Source organism: Alkalibacillus sp. S2W, from assembly GCF_046764385.1.
Lineage (GTDB): Bacteria > Bacillota > Bacilli > Bacillales > Alkalibacillaceae > Alkalibacillus > Alkalibacillus almallahensis.
In genome coordinates, this window is record NZ_CP177234.1 from 194,648 (window position 1) to 210,007 (window position 15,360).

12 protein-coding genes and 1 riboswitch are annotated in these 15,360 nt (G+C 40.9%); all 12 genes read left to right on the forward strand.

Annotation, left to right across the window (positions count from 1 at the left end):
- Nucleotides 1-29 precede the first annotated feature (29 nt).
- Nucleotides 30-1,385 carry a phosphoglucosamine mutase gene (glmM, locus tag ACKXGF_RS01140; protein WP_411954487.1) on the forward strand — a complete coding sequence of 452 codons (1,356 nt, stop codon included), beginning with the start codon at nt 30-32 and terminating at the stop codon, nt 1,383-1,385.
- Between the two features lie 436 nt (nt 1,386-1,821).
- Nucleotides 1,822-3,624: a glutamine--fructose-6-phosphate transaminase (isomerizing) gene (gene glmS / locus ACKXGF_RS01145; protein ID WP_411954488.1), complete on the forward strand. Its 1,803-nt coding sequence runs from the start codon at nt 1,822-1,824 to the stop codon at nt 3,622-3,624.
- Nucleotides 3,625-4,489: 865 nt separating this feature from the next.
- Nucleotides 4,490-4,819 carry a PadR family transcriptional regulator gene (locus ACKXGF_RS01150; protein WP_411954489.1) on the forward strand — a complete coding sequence of 110 codons (330 nt, stop codon included), beginning with the start codon at nt 4,490-4,492 and terminating at the stop codon, nt 4,817-4,819.
- A gap of 13 nt (nt 4,820-4,832) precedes the next feature.
- Nucleotides 4,833-5,657: a permease prefix domain 1-containing protein gene (locus tag ACKXGF_RS01155; RefSeq protein ID WP_411954490.1), complete on the forward strand. Its 825-nt coding sequence runs from the start codon at nt 4,833-4,835 to the stop codon at nt 5,655-5,657.
- A gap of 12 nt (nt 5,658-5,669) precedes the next feature.
- The gene (locus ACKXGF_RS01160; RefSeq protein ID WP_411954491.1) at nt 5,670-6,716 is read left to right on the forward strand and encodes a hypothetical protein; all 1,047 of its coding nucleotides are present in this window, start codon (nt 5,670-5,672) and stop codon (nt 6,714-6,716) included.
- 89 nt (nt 6,717-6,805) lie between these two features.
- Nucleotides 6,806-6,988: riboswitch (cobalamin riboswitch) on the forward strand.
- A 116-nt stretch (nt 6,989-7,104) separates the two neighbouring features.
- Entirely contained in the window at nt 7,105-7,599 is a 495-nt protein-coding gene (locus ACKXGF_RS01165) for an acyl-CoA thioesterase (protein ID WP_411954492.1), read from the forward strand.
- A gap of 260 nt (nt 7,600-7,859) precedes the next feature.
- Entirely contained in the window at nt 7,860-9,443 is a 1,584-nt protein-coding gene (locus tag ACKXGF_RS01170) for an FMN-binding glutamate synthase family protein (protein WP_411954493.1), read from the forward strand.
- A gap of 26 nt (nt 9,444-9,469) precedes the next feature.
- A complete protein-coding gene (locus ACKXGF_RS01175) occupies nt 9,470-11,104 on the forward strand; it encodes an acetolactate synthase large subunit (RefSeq protein WP_411954494.1) in 1,635 nt (544 codons plus the stop codon).
- A gap of 21 nt (nt 11,105-11,125) precedes the next feature.
- Nucleotides 11,126-12,562 carry an aldehyde dehydrogenase family protein gene (locus tag ACKXGF_RS01180; RefSeq protein WP_411954495.1) on the forward strand — a complete coding sequence of 479 codons (1,437 nt, stop codon included), beginning with the start codon at nt 11,126-11,128 and terminating at the stop codon, nt 12,560-12,562.
- A gap of 170 nt (nt 12,563-12,732) precedes the next feature.
- Complete coding sequence (locus tag ACKXGF_RS01185) at nt 12,733-13,155, forward strand: SRPBCC family protein (RefSeq protein WP_411954496.1); 423 nt, start codon at nt 12,733-12,735, stop codon at nt 13,153-13,155.
- 271 nt (nt 13,156-13,426) lie between these two features.
- Nucleotides 13,427-13,915, forward strand: a complete 489-nt coding sequence (locus ACKXGF_RS01190) for a small multi-drug export protein (protein WP_411954497.1) — start codon at nt 13,427-13,429, stop codon at nt 13,913-13,915.
- 112 nt (nt 13,916-14,027) lie between these two features.
- On the forward strand, nt 14,028-15,209 hold the full coding sequence (locus ACKXGF_RS01195) for a class I SAM-dependent rRNA methyltransferase (RefSeq protein ID WP_411954498.1): 1,182 nt from the start codon (nt 14,028-14,030) through the stop codon (nt 15,207-15,209).
- Nucleotides 15,210-15,360: the final 151 nt, after the last annotated feature.

The following is a 15,360-nucleotide window of genomic DNA, read 5'->3' on the forward strand; positions in this document are numbered from 1 at the left end:
TGATTGATGAAATAAAGGAGCGGAAAGAAATGGGAAAATATTTTGGTACTGACGGTGTTCGTGGCGTTGCCAATACAGAATTAACACCGGAATTAGCCTTTAAACTCGGTCGATGTGGTGCTTATCACCTAACGAAGAGTGCAACAGAGAAAGCGAAGTTACTCGTCGGACGTGATCCGCGAATTTCAAGTGAAATGTTAGAAAGTGCCTTGATTGCTGGTATTTTATCAGTTGGCGTCGATGTCATGCGACTTGGTGTGATTTCAACGCCAGGTGTCGCTTATTTAACAAAAGCATCAGGAGCACATGCAGGTGTTATGATTTCAGCTTCACACAATCCAGTTGAAGATAACGGAATTAAATTCTTTAGTGAAAATGGTTTTAAATTAAATGATGCACAAGAGAAAGAAATCGAAGCGATATTAGATGCTGAAGACGATGGACTGCCACGCCCAACAGGTGTTCATGTCGGTCAACCGATGAATTATTTTGAAGCAGGACAGAAGTATTTACAACATCTTAAACAGACCATTGATACTGACTTCGATGGTATGAAAATTGTGCTTGATTGTGCTCATGGTGCAACATCATCACATGCGAACCATTTATTCGCTGATTTAGAAGCCGATGTGATTACAATTGGTTCACAACCAGATGGTACGAATATTAATAACGGCTATGGATCAACAAGTCCAGAAAACTTACGTCAGGCTGTAATTGATGAAGAAGCGGATGTTGGATTAGCTTTCGATGGTGATGGTGACCGCCTTATTGCTGTAGATGAAAAAGGCAATATCATTGATGGCGATAAAATCATGTATATTTGCGGGCAATTCTTAAAGAAAGCGGGTCGTTTAAAACAAGACACTGTTGTTACAACGATTATGAGTAACATCGGTTTATATCGTCAGTTTGATGAAATAGGAATCGATACCGTGAAAACGTCAGTTGGCGACCGTTATGTGATGGAAAAAATGCTCGAACGTGATTTTAATTTAGGTGGCGAGCAGTCAGGTCATATTATTTTCCTAGATTATAATACTACAGGCGATGGCATGTTAACGGCTCTGCAATTACTTAATGCGATGCGTGAAACAGACCGTTCATTGTCATCACTGGCTGATGAAATGGAGAAATTCCCACAGGTGATGCAGAATGTGCGCGTGATTAATAAGCAGGAAGTGCAAGTTAATCAAACTGTACAAGAAGCAATCGACCGTGTTGAATCTGAACTGGGTGATAAAGGTCGCGTGCTCGTAAGACCATCCGGAACTGAGCCAGTCGTCCGTGTCATGGTTGAAGCCCCTACCAAAGAAGAATGTGAAAAGTATGTTTCTGAAGTCGCGAAGGTGATTGATGAAACATATGGTTTAAAAGATGCATAAAATATCACAAGCATAAGGAGTGACGCGTTCATTCCTTATGCCTATTTTATGACATAAGGTTATAAAAAGCGCCAAGATGATTGACCTTATGCCATTCAATGAGTAAAATATTGAGTGGTCGCTGTTGTCGACCCATGAGTCAAATAGAGAAAGGAGCTTAGCAGGGAAACGAATTTAACTTAAAGCGCCAGGGCTATTTCTTTGACCGCTTAATAAGGAATAGTTGACGAGGTGGAGGTTCAATCGAGTGTTCGGCGGATGCCTCCCAGTTGCTGCATCTCAACTGACATGTATATCGTGAAAACATAGAGGCGACTCTATGCACAACCACGCTATACAAGATGCCCAAAACAAAACACGAGAAAGGGGCAAACGACTGCCCCTAACAAGAAGGATGCTGTTGTTTGCCTCTTTCATCTATAGGAGGATACACAGTATGTGCGGAATTGTAGGCTATATTGGCCAAGAAGATTCAAAGGAAATTTTATTAACGGGATTAGAAAAGTTAGAATATCGCGGGTATGATTCAGCAGGGATTGCAGTGCGTGATGAAGCAGATACGAACTTATTTAAGGTTAAAGGACGAATCGCGAATTTACGTAATGAAGTTGATGAATCCGTTAAAGCGAATATCGGGATTGGCCATACACGTTGGGCAACCCATGGTGAGCCAAGTACGACAAACGCTCACCCTCACCAAAGCACGTCAGGTCGTTTCACGTTAGTTCATAATGGTGTAATCGAAAACTTTGAAGAACTGAAACGTGACTACTTAGCTGATGTGAACTTTGTGAGTGAAACAGATACTGAAATTATTGTTCAGTTAATCGAAAAGTTCGCGAATGAATTAGGCGATGCGCTTGAAGCATTCCGTAAAACAATTAGCTTATTACATGGTTCTTATGCGCTAGCTGTCTTAGACCGTGATCAACCAGAAGTTGTCTTCGTTGCTAAGAACAAAAGCCCACTACTTGTCGGCTTAGGCGATGACTTTAACGTCGTAGCAAGTGACTCTATGGCTATGCTACAAGTAACGGATCAATTTGTTGAGCTTATGGACGGTGAAGTTGTGCTTGTCAAACAAGACAATGTTGAAATCCAGAAGCTTGACGGGACAACAGTTGAACGCGATCCATTTACGGCTCAAATTGATGCAAGCGACATTGAAAAAGGGACGTACCCACATTTCATGTTAAAAGAAATTGATGAACAGCCTTTTGCAATGCGTAAAATCATTCAAGAATATCAAGATGATAACGATGAGATTAAACTAGAAGAAGACGTACGCCAAGCGATGGCTAACAGTGATCGTGTTTATATTATTGCAGCAGGTACGAGTTATCACGCAGGTTTAATCGGTAAAGAATTTTTAGAGAAGATTGCGCAAGTGCCAACTGAAGTGCATATTGCCAGTGAATTCTCTTACAATATGCCATTATTATCTGAAAAACCATTATTTGTGTTCATTTCACAAAGTGGTGAAACGGCTGACTTACGTTCAGTTTTAGTTGAAACAAATCGTTTAGGTCATCCCGCACTGACGATGACCAACGTACCAGGATCAACCCTTTCTCGTGAATCAGATTACACGTTACATTTACACGCAGGACCTGAAATTGCCGTCGCATCAACGAAAGCTTATACAGCACAGATGGCCGTTTTAGCGATCCTAGCCGTTGATACAGCACGTGCGAAAGGTCTAACGCTCGACTTCGATCCATTGAAAGAACTTGGCATTGTCGGTAATGCGATGGAAGCTTTATGCGATCAGAAAGAAGAATTCGACCAGATTGCACGCGATTATTTATCAACAACGCGCAACTGCTTCTTTATCGGACGTGGCTTAGACTACTTTGTCGGATTAGAAGGCGCATTAAAACTAAAAGAAATCTCTTATATTCAAGCAGAAGGTTTCGCAGGTGGCGAGCTCAAACACGGTACGATTGCTCTTATTGAAGACGGAACCCCCGTCATTGCGCTTGCGACACAAGAACACGTCGACGGCTCAATCCGTTCCAACGTACAAGAAGTCGTGGCACGTGGCGCGAATGCATGCATCATTAGCCCAGAACACTTAACCCGTGAAGGCGATGCATTCTCCATTCCAACCGTGCATCCACTATTAGCACCACTTGTGTCGGTGTTACCAATGCAATTGATTTCGTATTACGCAGCATTACACCGTGACTGCGACGTGGATAAACCACGTAACTTAGCGAAAAGTGTGACGGTGGAGTAGTAAGTGATTGATGGAGAGACTATATTTGTCTCCCCAAAACTCAAACTTACCATTTGGAACTCAAATTTACTTCGTGAAACTGAAACTTACCAGATGAGAGTAGAAGCCCGCGGGTAAGAACAAGTATAGAGCAGGAAAACAGGAAGAGCTGATGTCGTTGTAACAGACGATGTCAGTTCTTTTTTTGTCTTCTCTCCCGCTTCATCTCAAGAGATCATCTCAACTGCTTCACCCCTTGTCATGTCTAATCTCAAGCCGCCTTCAACAAATCCCTCAGCATCCTTTTCTCCTTTGATCTCATAAGCCCTCCGGCTTCCTAATTACCTATTCCTATTCATCCCTTACGCCCTTTTCACTCTGCCCTCTACTCATCTACTTCTGGTAACTTTGAGTTCCATTTCAGCCTACTTACTCGACAGGTTTCGACACGAAAAATCGGCGATTTTGTGGTAAGTTTGAGTTAAATCGGAAATTAGACAAAATAGGGTTGAGGGCTGTTGTGGTGAGGGTTTAAGGGTGATTTGGGCGTGGTAAATTTGAGTTTCAAAGGCACAATATTTGTCTCCCCAACACTGAAACTTAATAGAAGAGAATAGAGATCTGCAGGTAAAAGCAGGATCAAAGGAAGAGCTGATGTCGTTATAACAGACGATGTTAGTTCTTTTTTTAGCATCAAAATAATGCTTGCCTGCCAGCTTGCTAAATGACAACAGTTTGTAAGAGCGATTTTAATTAGCGAAACCTTAATCACCATTCAGTTTCTCATACTTTTATCATAACGTATGGAAATTTACACGAACCCTTGTAATACGAGGTATAACATTTTATACTGTAACTATATTCCAGCGAAAGGGAAGAGTAGGTTATGGATAAAGAAATGATGAAGGGAAACATTGATTTGATTCTGTTGTCATTGATTGCAGAAAGGGATTTGTATGGGTACGAAATGACGAAGAGGCTTAAACGTTTGAGTGATGAAGCGTATAGCATGAGTGAAGGAACGTTATACCCAGCGCTAAAAAGAATGGAACGCAAGGGTTGGGTGACTTCGTACTGGAGCGCCCCGGAAGGTGAAAGACGGAAAAAATATTACACGATGACCAAAGAAGGCGAAACCGAACTTGAGCGTAAGCAAAAAGATTGGGCATCGATTCAAAGTCTGCTTCATAAGGCTAGAAGATCGTATGACACGTAAGCTGGAGGTTTATGTGAAGCGGATCGCCGCACAGACTGACTGCAGTCGCTCTGAGCAAGAAGATCTGTATGAAGAGATGTTAACACACGTTCTAATGCGACGCGATGAAGAAATGGAAGCAGGCAAAACGGAAAAGGAAGCGGAGGAAGAGGCGATGAAAATGTTTGGGAAAGAGGCTCATATCGGAGATGGTTTACAACAGGTGATGTTTCCGTACCGCCGAGAGTTGCTGCTCTTACTTTCCTTACTCGGTTTTTTGTTTACATTTGGAAAATATGCAATGGTCCTTGTTCAAGATCAGACAGCCCTTTGGTATCTTTTCGTCGGAATTGTTGGTCATTCGATTGTACTGTTTTTTGCATTGAACCGTACTTTTGTCGTCAACCGGAAGCTTTGGCTGGCACTTGGTTTGGTACTGAACCTATTGTTTCTTATGACTCAATGGTCGACTTATTATAATTTCTCAATTCCGGCACTTCTTTTGATGTTACTGCTCAATTTGTACCTTTTGTACCGGACAGTTTTGACGTATGAACGCCATAAAGACCAAATAGTGTCCCGGCGAATCATCCATATCGTCAATATTACGCTTTCTCTCGTCGGTGGGCTAGCAGCATTGTATATTTACCTTATGGCTATGGGATTTGGCGCTCCTGCTACTATTTTGTTAAATGTGTTTATTCCTATGGCCTTATGGGCAGTGCTTTATACGGTTCAGATAAGGTTGCTTCCTCGTTATCCGAAACTGATGGTTGGAAGCTTGGCTCTTACCGTTCTCATTCTGGCTTACATGTTTTGGCCGTTTATCGTTCCATCTGTGATGGGGTTGTTTGAATAAGGAGGCAATCAAATGAATAAAAAAGGAATGTTTATTGTATTCGGTTTCATTATTGTTGTGACAGTCGGTTTTGCCACGGCGGGAGGCATAGTGGAATCCAGTCAAAACACAAAGCCGTCTTTTACCGGCGAATACAACGTCGCATCAGATGGGCGTATCGCTTATGTGATGGAATCAGACGGCAGACAGACCCTGTATTTGAAGGATCGCGAAGCAGAACATCTTGAAGTCTACGCGGCCGAAGAATCTAAGAAGTTGTGGAGTCCAGTGTTCAACGAAAACGGCGATTTGTCTGTTGTTGAAACGACGGGTTACCCGGAAGCTCCCTCTGGTAAACAAGAATTTCAGCTTGAACACAGCGATGTTCATACGATTTCCGAGGAAGGTGGAGATGTAGAAACCGTTTTACAGGTACGTGGTGTTATCACTGATCTCGTGAAGGATCCGGCACATAACCGCTGGATTATCAATGGTATCCATCTCAGTACGCAAGGGGAGCCAGAAGAAGGGTTCATACCTTACGCATCGGGTTTATATACGTTGAAGCCGAACGGTGATTTTGAAGAAATACAGTCGTTTGAGACGTATTCACCAAGTTCGCTGAGCATAGCAGAGAATGGGAAAAGAATGCTCATGGTGCTACCTGATGATTATGAAAATGCCACGCCTGATTCGATGTTTGAATCTGTGGAACGGATTTATGAAATGAACATCGAAAAGCCGGAGGAGATGAAGGTCATATCTAATAAAGACAGTGAAGTCCCGATCAGTGAAGTAGTGTGGATGGAAAATCAAAATAAATTATTATACCAGACAATCATGAATTACGGGGAAGACGGTTTGTATGAGTATGACATGGTATCGTATGATCGTTCATCTGAAGAAGAAGGAGATCGCCTTCGCATTAATGATTCCGTACAGCATGCAAAGCTCAGAAGAGACAACACACTTTTGTATTATGTGAAAGAGGTGAGCGAAGGGAACCAGTCAGAAACCTTTGAACTGTTCCAGTATCGCCTAGAGAGTGGGGAAGAAGAAAAAGTTGAGCTTCCATCGTAACTCTTTTGAATACTTCTTTTTTACAAATTCAATTGACAAGACGTTTGAAGTAGATATACATTAGAAGATAAGGCATTGCCTTGAGTTGAAAACTGAATGCGTTCAATGGTGGCTTTATGATAAAGCTGAAAAGGGAAGACCGGTGAAATTCCGGCACGGTCCCGCCACTGTAAAGATGATTCATATAGGTGGATCCCACTGTTCATAGAACGGGAAGGGCTATATGAAGATGATTCTGAGTCAGGAGACCTGCCATTGGAAAGAACATTTGATCCTACGGGAGATAGGAGGGTGTTACATGTGACTAGGCCAGCAAGTGATTGCTGGACAAATTTGTATGTAATCTTAAATGCCCAAGTGCACCTTCTTTTAGGAGGTGTATTTTTTTATGGGGGAAGAGAGGAGAAATGGTGTGGAACCACTACCTATAAGTTATTCGAGAATGTCTCAAACAAGATTAGTATTACCACCAGATACGAATCATATGGATACGATATTTGGTGGGAAAGTTTTAGCCTATATTGATGAAATTGCTGCGTTAACAGCGATGAAACATTCTGGCAATGTGGTTGTTACAGCATCCATTGATTCAGTCGATTTTATATCATCAGCTCAGGTTGGTGATGCCTTAACTTTGGAAGCTATCGTGACTAGTACTGGACGAACATCGATGGAAGTGTATGTGAAAGTATTTGCTGATAATTTATTACTTGGCAAAAAAGTACTGACTACAGAATCGTTTATGTCGATGGTGGCGGTAGATCGTGATCGGAATCCGACTGAAGTGCCTGGGGTTATTCCAGAAACTGAGGAGGAGTGTCGGTTGTATGAAACTGCAAATTCGAGAAAAGAACTTCGAAAAAATCGGATGCGTTTGAAATGAAAAAACGGAGTAATAAAAATATTCGATGTCTAAAATAAATTAAACGTAAATTAGGAAGTAGGCATCGAAGGATCATTTAGATTTTAATGGACATTTACCATCTATTCCAGAATAGACACGGAAGAACTGAGATCAACTCTCAGTTCTTTTTTTATATCAGCCTCTTAATTAAACAAACATTCAATTATGATGGATAAATTTAATGAAAAAGCAAAAATTACTATGTAGGGTAGGTATTTCGAAAAAGTGGAGGAAGTCATATGAATGTCGCGAACGTTTTAACGATTATTGGATTTGCATTATTAATGATTATTCTATTGGCTATTGGAGTTATTGCATTTTATTTAATCAGGGTCGATCGAACGCAAAAGCAGCATCCAATTTTACGTAATTATCCTTTAGTCGGTAGGATGAGATATTTTCTAGAACGTATTGGGCCAGAAATGCGTTCTTATTTATTTAATAGTGATAACGGTGGAGAACCTTTTTCACGTGTGGAATATGAGGATATCGTTAAAAAGGCTAAATATAAGCGTGATGTATTAGGATTTGGGTCCAGACGAGATTTTGAAGAAGAAGGCTTTTATATACGAAATTCAATGTTTCCAAGATTAACAGAAGAGTTGAAAATGGACCGAATGACAGAAGTCCTAACTAATCGTTATTTACTGATTAAAGAGCCATTATTCACGCAAAAAGTAGAGGAATGGGAATCTGATCAATCTCTAGCTTATTTGTTAGATGAACAGGATTCGATTGTGATTGGGCCAAATACTAAGAATCCGTTTAAGGTTAAAGGCCAAATTGGGATGTCGGCCATGAGCTATGGATCGTTGGGTGACCGGGCTATTACAGCATTATCTGAGGGGTTAGGCATTGCCCAAGGGACTTGGTTGAACACTGGCGAAGGAGGCATATCTGATTACCATCTAAAGGGTGGAGTGGATATAATTATGCAAATTGGGCCAGGACTATTTGGTGTCAGGGACCGTGAAGGGAATTTCAGTTGGGAGGCTTTGAAAGAAAAAAGTGACATTCCTGAGGTGAAGGCATTTGAGATCAAGATGGGACAGGGCGCCAAAACACGTGGTGGACATATAGATGCTGAAAAGGTCACTGAAGAAATTGCTAGAATTCGAATGGTCGAGCCTTATCAGTCGATTGATAGCCCCAATCGGTTTGAGGATTACAGTGATTTTCCCTCACTTTTAAATTTTATCGATGAAGTTCGAGAGCATGCAGGAAAACCTGTCGGCATCAAAGTTGTGGTTGGAAGTCGTTTTGATGCCGATGATTTAGCAAAGAATATTAAGGAGACAGGGATTTCACCAGATTTTATCACTGTAGATGGCGGTGAGGGAGGAACTGGCGCATCTTATCAAGAGTTGTCCGATAGTGTTGGGTTACCGATTAAATCTGCGTTGCCACTTATGAATGAAGCGTTAGTTCAGCATGGTGTAAGGGATCAAGTGAAGATCATTGCATCAGGTAAATTATTTTCCCCGGATCGTGTGGCGATTGCATTAGCTATGGGAGCGGATTTGGTCAATATAGCTCGAGCTTTCATGATTACAGTTGGTTGTATTCAAGCTTTACAGTGCGAATCAAATGCTTGCCCAGTCGGTGTTGCAACAACAGATCCAGAACTTCAGAAAGCTTTAGTTGTAGATGAGAAGAAACATCGTACGGCTAACTATGTCATTTCGATGCGTAAGGGGCTTTATCGACTGGCAGCAGCAACTGGGTTAGAGTCACCAACTGGATTTACAAGAGAACATATCATGTATAAAGACAATCAAGGTCATGTTATAACATTGGATGAAATTTATCGTTCAATCACATAAAACTTTTAGTAAGGATGATGTAGAAGATGAATGTATCTGAAACGATTGTGCGTTGTTTGGAAGCAGAAGAAGTTGAATACATTTTCGGTGTACCAGGTGAGGAAAATATCGATTTATTGGATGCCCTATATGATTCTGATATTGAGTTTATCGTAACGCGTCATGAGACGAGTGCGGCTTTTATGGCTGGTATTTATGGTCGCCTAACTGGTAAGCCTGGTGTTTGTTTAGCGACTTTAGGGCCTGGTGCGACGAATTTACTGACAGGGGTTGCGAATTCGAATATGGATTTGAACCCGATTGTAGCGATCACAGGTCAGGCGGGGTTAAATAGACAGCATAAAATTAGCCATCAGTATTATGACTTAATCAAAATTTATGAGCCAGTGACAAAATGGAATGCTCAAATTAAAACACCTGACATAGTGCCTGAGGTAATTCGAAAAGCGTTTCAAGTAGCTAGCTCGGAAAAACCAGGTGCGACGCATTTCGATCTTCCAGAGGATATTGCCAGTGCGGAATATAAAGCTGAACCATTAACTGTGCGAATGCCAAACCTTTCGGGAGCGAGTGAAGAAACGATACAAGAAGCAGCTGAACTCATTCAATCATCGGAAAATCCACTTATTATTGCAGGGAACGGGATTACCCGCGGAAAGGCTTCTGACGTGTTACGAGCATTCATTGAACATACGTCGATTCCTGTTGTCCACACCTTTATGGGGAAAGGAGCTTTGCCTTGGACACATGATTTAAGTCTACTGACGGCTGGTTTAGGCAGTCAAGATTATATTACGTGTGGTCTCAATGCTTCTGACTTAATCATCACCATTGGCTTTGATATGGCAGAGTATTCACCAAAAGACTGGAATCCTGAAGGGGACAAGCCTATTCTTCATATTGATACGACGAATCCTGAAACAGATGCCTACTATCCAGTCAAAACAAGCGTGATCGGAGATGTAGGGCAGAATTTATCTAAAATAAAACAGGCCGTTCCTCAGCTCGAACGCGATGTCACTTGGGCAAAAGAAGTGCGGGACAATGCGATGAATGAATTAAAAGACTATGAACAAGATTCTGGTTTTCCTGTTAAGCCACAGAGAATTATTTCGGATTTAAGGGAAGCGCTGAATGATGATGATATCGTTATCTCGGATGTTGGAGCACACAAAATGTGGATGGCACGTCTGTTTCACACGGCTGAACCGAATACATGCCTGATTTCGAATGGTTTAGCTTCAATGGGAGTGGCTGTTCCAGGTGCAATTTCGGCTAAGATGGTCCAACCAGAACAAAATGTTGTAGCTGTTTGTGGTGACGGCGCTTTTCTGATGACAGGTGCTGAACTAGAAACAGCTGTCCGTCTTAATTTACCGATTGTCGTTTTATTATGGCGTGACGATGGCTATGGATTAATCGAATGGCACCAAATGAAGAAGTTTAACCGTGCGTCTTATATTGAATTCGGCAATCCAAATTACGTTGATTTAGCTAAATCATATGGTTTTGAGGCGTTTGAAATTCAAAAAACGGAAGAGTTATTACCAACTTTGAAACAAGCCATAAGCTTGAATAAACCTGTATTAATTGATTGTCCGGTTGATTACCGCGAAAACATGAAATTAACAGAGAAACTGGGCGAGATTATTTGTAAGTAATGACGACAAGGGGTGACATGGATGAGAATTGGATCAATTATTAACGGGCGTGAGATCAATGAAGGTCAACGCGAAACTGAAGAAGTGATCAATCCTTTTAATCAAGAAACGATTGCTGAAATCGTCTTAGCGAATGAAAGTGATTTAAACGAAGCAGTAGATGGGAGTTTTGATGTCTTTCATTCAATGATGAAGCATATGCCGGCCCATCAGCGTAGTGATATTTTGCGGAAAACGGCTGATTTATTAGAAGGCCGACAAGAAGAGTTTGCGCAAACGATTATGCAGGAAGCAGGAAAGCCGATTGCGAGCAGTCGAGCAGAGGTTGAGCGTTCTATTCAAGTCCTTCGTTTTTCCTCTGAATGGGCTAAACATATCATGGGTGAATTAATTCCAATGGATGCAGCGATTGGTGGTGAGAATCGACTGGGGATGGTTAAACGAGAGGCGCTAGGAGTCGTTGGAGCCATTACACCTTTTAATTTTCCGTTAAATTTATCACTTCACAAAATCGCACCAGCCATTGCAGCTGGGAACACGGTCGTTTTTAAACCGGCTGAGAAAACGCCCGTTACAGCTTATAAATTAACGAAACTGTTTTTAGAAGCGGGTCTACCAGATGGTGTGTTGAACTTGGTGATCGGGACTGGAAGTGAAGTGGGCAGCCCTTTAACACAACACGAAAAGTTAGAAAAAATCTCATTCACCGGAAGTTTACCAGTTGGAAAAGAGATCAGTCAGAGCGCTGGGTTTAAAAAAGTAACACTCGAACTAGGGTCGAATTCACCTAATATTTTATTTGAAGATGCTAACGTTGAACAAGCTGTTAATAAGTTAGTTAAAGGGGCTTTTACTTATTCAGGTCAGATCTGTATCTCAGCCCAAAGAATATATATTCAAGAGGGGATTTTTGATACTGTTGTTGAACAGATCGTTAATATGACGGAGGCGTTAGTTATTGGTGACCCAAGCGATGAATCAACGGATTTAGGCCCGATGATTAGTGAAGATGAAGCCGAAAGAGCAAAACAGTGGATTGATGATGCTGTGTCCAAAGGGGCAAAAGTATTATCAGGTGGTAAACAAAAAGGCACGATGCTTGAGCCGACAGTGATGGCAGAAGTCCAAAACGATATGAAAATTATCGCGGATGAAGTTTTTGCCCCGATCGTTTCAGTGATCCCATTTAAAACGGAAGATGAAGTTGTCGGGATGTCGAACGATTCGATTTATGGCTTACAAGCAGGTGTGTTTACCAAGGATATCAACCGAGCGTTGCGCGTTGCCGACCAATTAGAGATGGGAGGCGTGTGGATTAACGAAATGTCCACCTTTAGGCGAGATAACCACCCTTATGGCGGCGTGAAACAAAGTGGTATGGGTAAAGAAGGTGTGAAATATGCTGTTGAGGATATGACGGAGTTGAAATTTATCGGTGTGAATTTAGAGTCAGAATAGTGATGGAAGGAGGAGTGGTTAGCTCCTCCTTATTTAATTATATTTAGTATTTTCAAATTCACAGTTAAGATGACGGGATCATCAATGTTATTGACCATTGAAAAATAAGCTAGTAGGACGATTATCAAGCTTTGTGCTATACTCATATAAAAAGGCTAGGGGGGGCTTGTATGAGTATCACATTCGATGTGGAACGAACATTTAATGTGCCGCAACAAACCGCGTATAACAGTTTGATTGACCTAGATGCTGCTCATCATTGGATGCATGGTTTGGTGCGAATGGACCGATTAGACGAGGGTCCGATTAAAGTCGGTAGTGAATGGAAAGAAACGAGAAAGATGTTTGGTAAAGAAGCTTCGGAACATTTTGAAGTGATGGAGTTACAAGAACCAGAGAAAATTGTATTACGTTGTGATGGTTCAAAAGGTTCGACAGGTAAAGGGGAATACATTTTTACTTATACAGTGGAATCGACTGGTGACCAGTCACAAGTATACCTTTACGGAGAGATTAAGGGGTTAACGGGTATATCGAACTCTTTGGGAAGCTCATGGCTGGGTCGTTTAAGAAAGCGTGTGCAAAAGACTTAGACGCCTTAAAACAGTATTTAGAAAACTAATTTGATTCGCCATAACTGTTGTCTGTTCTGTTACTATAATGCCAATTATATAAATAAAGAAATTAATAATCACTTATTTGTAATTTTAAATTAAATAAACAACTATTAGAACTGATCTTGTCAGAATCGAGATTAGTTCTTTTATTTTGAATAAAGTGTATAGTAGTTCAACATGATTTCAAACCAAAAAGGTGTTTTTCACAAGTTATAGAATCATGTTTTAGAGAGGGAGTGAATGAATCTTGTTCAGAGAAATAGTTCAAGATGTTTTAAACTATTTGGACGGTGTTAATGAATTGATCCAGACGATCGGTATCTTTATATTATCGTTCATTCCGTTTCTGGAATCTCCGGGCGGTGCAGCTGTTGGTATTCTGGTAGGACTTCCGGTTATATGGGCTTTAGTCGTAAGTGTAATCGGTAACTGGTTGTCTATTATGGCGATCGTCATACCATATAATGCGTGGCTCTTTCGATATCGGAATTCGGATCAAAGGGGATTTATACATAGAAGAACGAGTAAAGCGAAAGCTAGATACGAAAAGTATGGGGTTCCAGGTGTGGCTCTCCTTGCTCCTTTGATTGCTTCTGGTCATATCGCAGCCTTTGGGTCATTAGCTGCTGGTGCTAATAAAAGTACGGTCGTCTTTTGGCATGTTGTTAGTATTATTGTATGGGGTGTGATTGGAGCAGCATTAGGAGTCTATTTAAAAACAGATGTCTTGTCTTAAGATAACTATTAACTAACATTTTGAAAGCTGACTACACTTTCTTCTTAGTTTTTACTTTTAATTCTCTATGTGGGATAATAACGTGAGAGCATGAGAGGAGACGGTTAATCACATGATTGAATTAGTTATAAATCCGACATTTGTGAAGCAATTTCAACATAAATTTCCATTGATTCATAAAGAAGCGGTGCAAAATATGAATGATCTTAACGATGAAGGAGAGATCGTTCATTTAGTGGATGGGAACGGACGCTTTATCGCGAAAGGTTATTATGGTAAGCAAAATAAAGGGCTAGGATGGGTATTAACCCATAACAAGGATGAACCAATTGATAAGACCTTCTTTCGGTCAAAGATTTTGGCAGCGATTAATAAGCGTAAGGCATTTTACGAGGACCCTAATACAACAGCGTTTCGTTTGTTTAATGGTGAAGGAGACGGCATTGGGGGCCTAACCATTGATTATTATAATGGCCATTATTTGTTGAACTGGTATAGTGAAGGCATTTATGCGTTTAAAGAGTTAGTCGTGACAGTGCTAACGGAATACGGTGAATGTGTATCGATTTATGAGAAGAAGCGGTTTGATACGAAGGGGTCGTATATTGACGATGATGACTTCGTTTACGGCGAACGACCAGAATTTCCGCTCATCATTCAAGAGAATGGGATGAATTATGCCGTTGATTTGAATGATGGGGCAATGACAGGCATTTTCTTAGATCAGCGCGATGTCCGTCGTGCGCTTCGTGATCGTTATGCTAAGGACAAGCATGTGCTTAATACGTTTTCATACACTGGTGCATTTTCAGTCGCAGCCGCATTAGGTGGTGCAGAGAGTACCACGAGTGTCGATCTTGCCAAACGTAGTGAACCGAAAACGATTGAGAATTTTAGCTTGAACGGCATCGATTTAGAACAACAATCAACATATGTCATGGATATTTATAGTTACTTTAAATACGCGAAACGACATGGGCTCAATTACGATACGATTGTATTAGATCCGCCGAGCTTTGCGCGTAATAAGAAAAAGACATTTTCTAGTGCTAAGGATTATCCATCACTTATTAAGCATTCAGCAGAAATTATCAACAAAAACGGTGTCATTATCGCTTCGACGAACAATGCATCATTTGATATGAAGCATTTTAAAAAGCTAGTTGATCAAGGATTTAAAGAAGCAGGTGTATCCTACCAAGTGAAAGAAGAGTTTGGCTTACCGAGAGATTTCGCCACGCATAGTCTTTATAAACAGAGTGATTACTTAAAAGTTCTTGTTTTAAAAGTTTGATATGACGAGTAAAATACTCATAACTCTAGGTTTACATTGAAACCTGGCTTTCCTGTTAAAAATATAAAATGATAATCAGATTGTTATGAGCTTGGTGCACCAACAATGTATCAAGCTCATTATTTATTTCGTATTAATGCAGCCAAATTCT

Coding starts and splice junctions, on each gene's coding strand:
- glmM (WP_411954487.1), top strand. CDS start 30: ATGGGAAAATATTTTGGTACTGACGGTGTTCGTGGCGTTGCCAATACA.
- glmS (WP_411954488.1), top strand. CDS start 1,822: ATGTGCGGAATTGTAGGCTATATTGGCCAAGAAGATTCAAAGGAAATT.
- ACKXGF_RS01150 (WP_411954489.1), top strand. CDS start 4,490: ATGGATAAAGAAATGATGAAGGGAAACATTGATTTGATTCTGTTGTCA.
- ACKXGF_RS01160 (WP_411954491.1), top strand. CDS start 5,670: ATGAATAAAAAAGGAATGTTTATTGTATTCGGTTTCATTATTGTTGTG.
- ACKXGF_RS01165 (WP_411954492.1), top strand. CDS start 7,105: ATGGGGGAAGAGAGGAGAAATGGTGTGGAACCACTACCTATAAGTTAT.
- ACKXGF_RS01170 (WP_411954493.1), top strand. CDS start 7,860: ATGAATGTCGCGAACGTTTTAACGATTATTGGATTTGCATTATTAATG.
- ACKXGF_RS01175 (WP_411954494.1), top strand. CDS start 9,470: ATGAATGTATCTGAAACGATTGTGCGTTGTTTGGAAGCAGAAGAAGTT.
- ACKXGF_RS01180 (WP_411954495.1), top strand. CDS start 11,126: ATGAGAATTGGATCAATTATTAACGGGCGTGAGATCAATGAAGGTCAA.
- ACKXGF_RS01185 (WP_411954496.1), top strand. CDS start 12,733: ATGAGTATCACATTCGATGTGGAACGAACATTTAATGTGCCGCAACAA.
- ACKXGF_RS01195 (WP_411954498.1), top strand. CDS start 14,028: ATGATTGAATTAGTTATAAATCCGACATTTGTGAAGCAATTTCAACAT.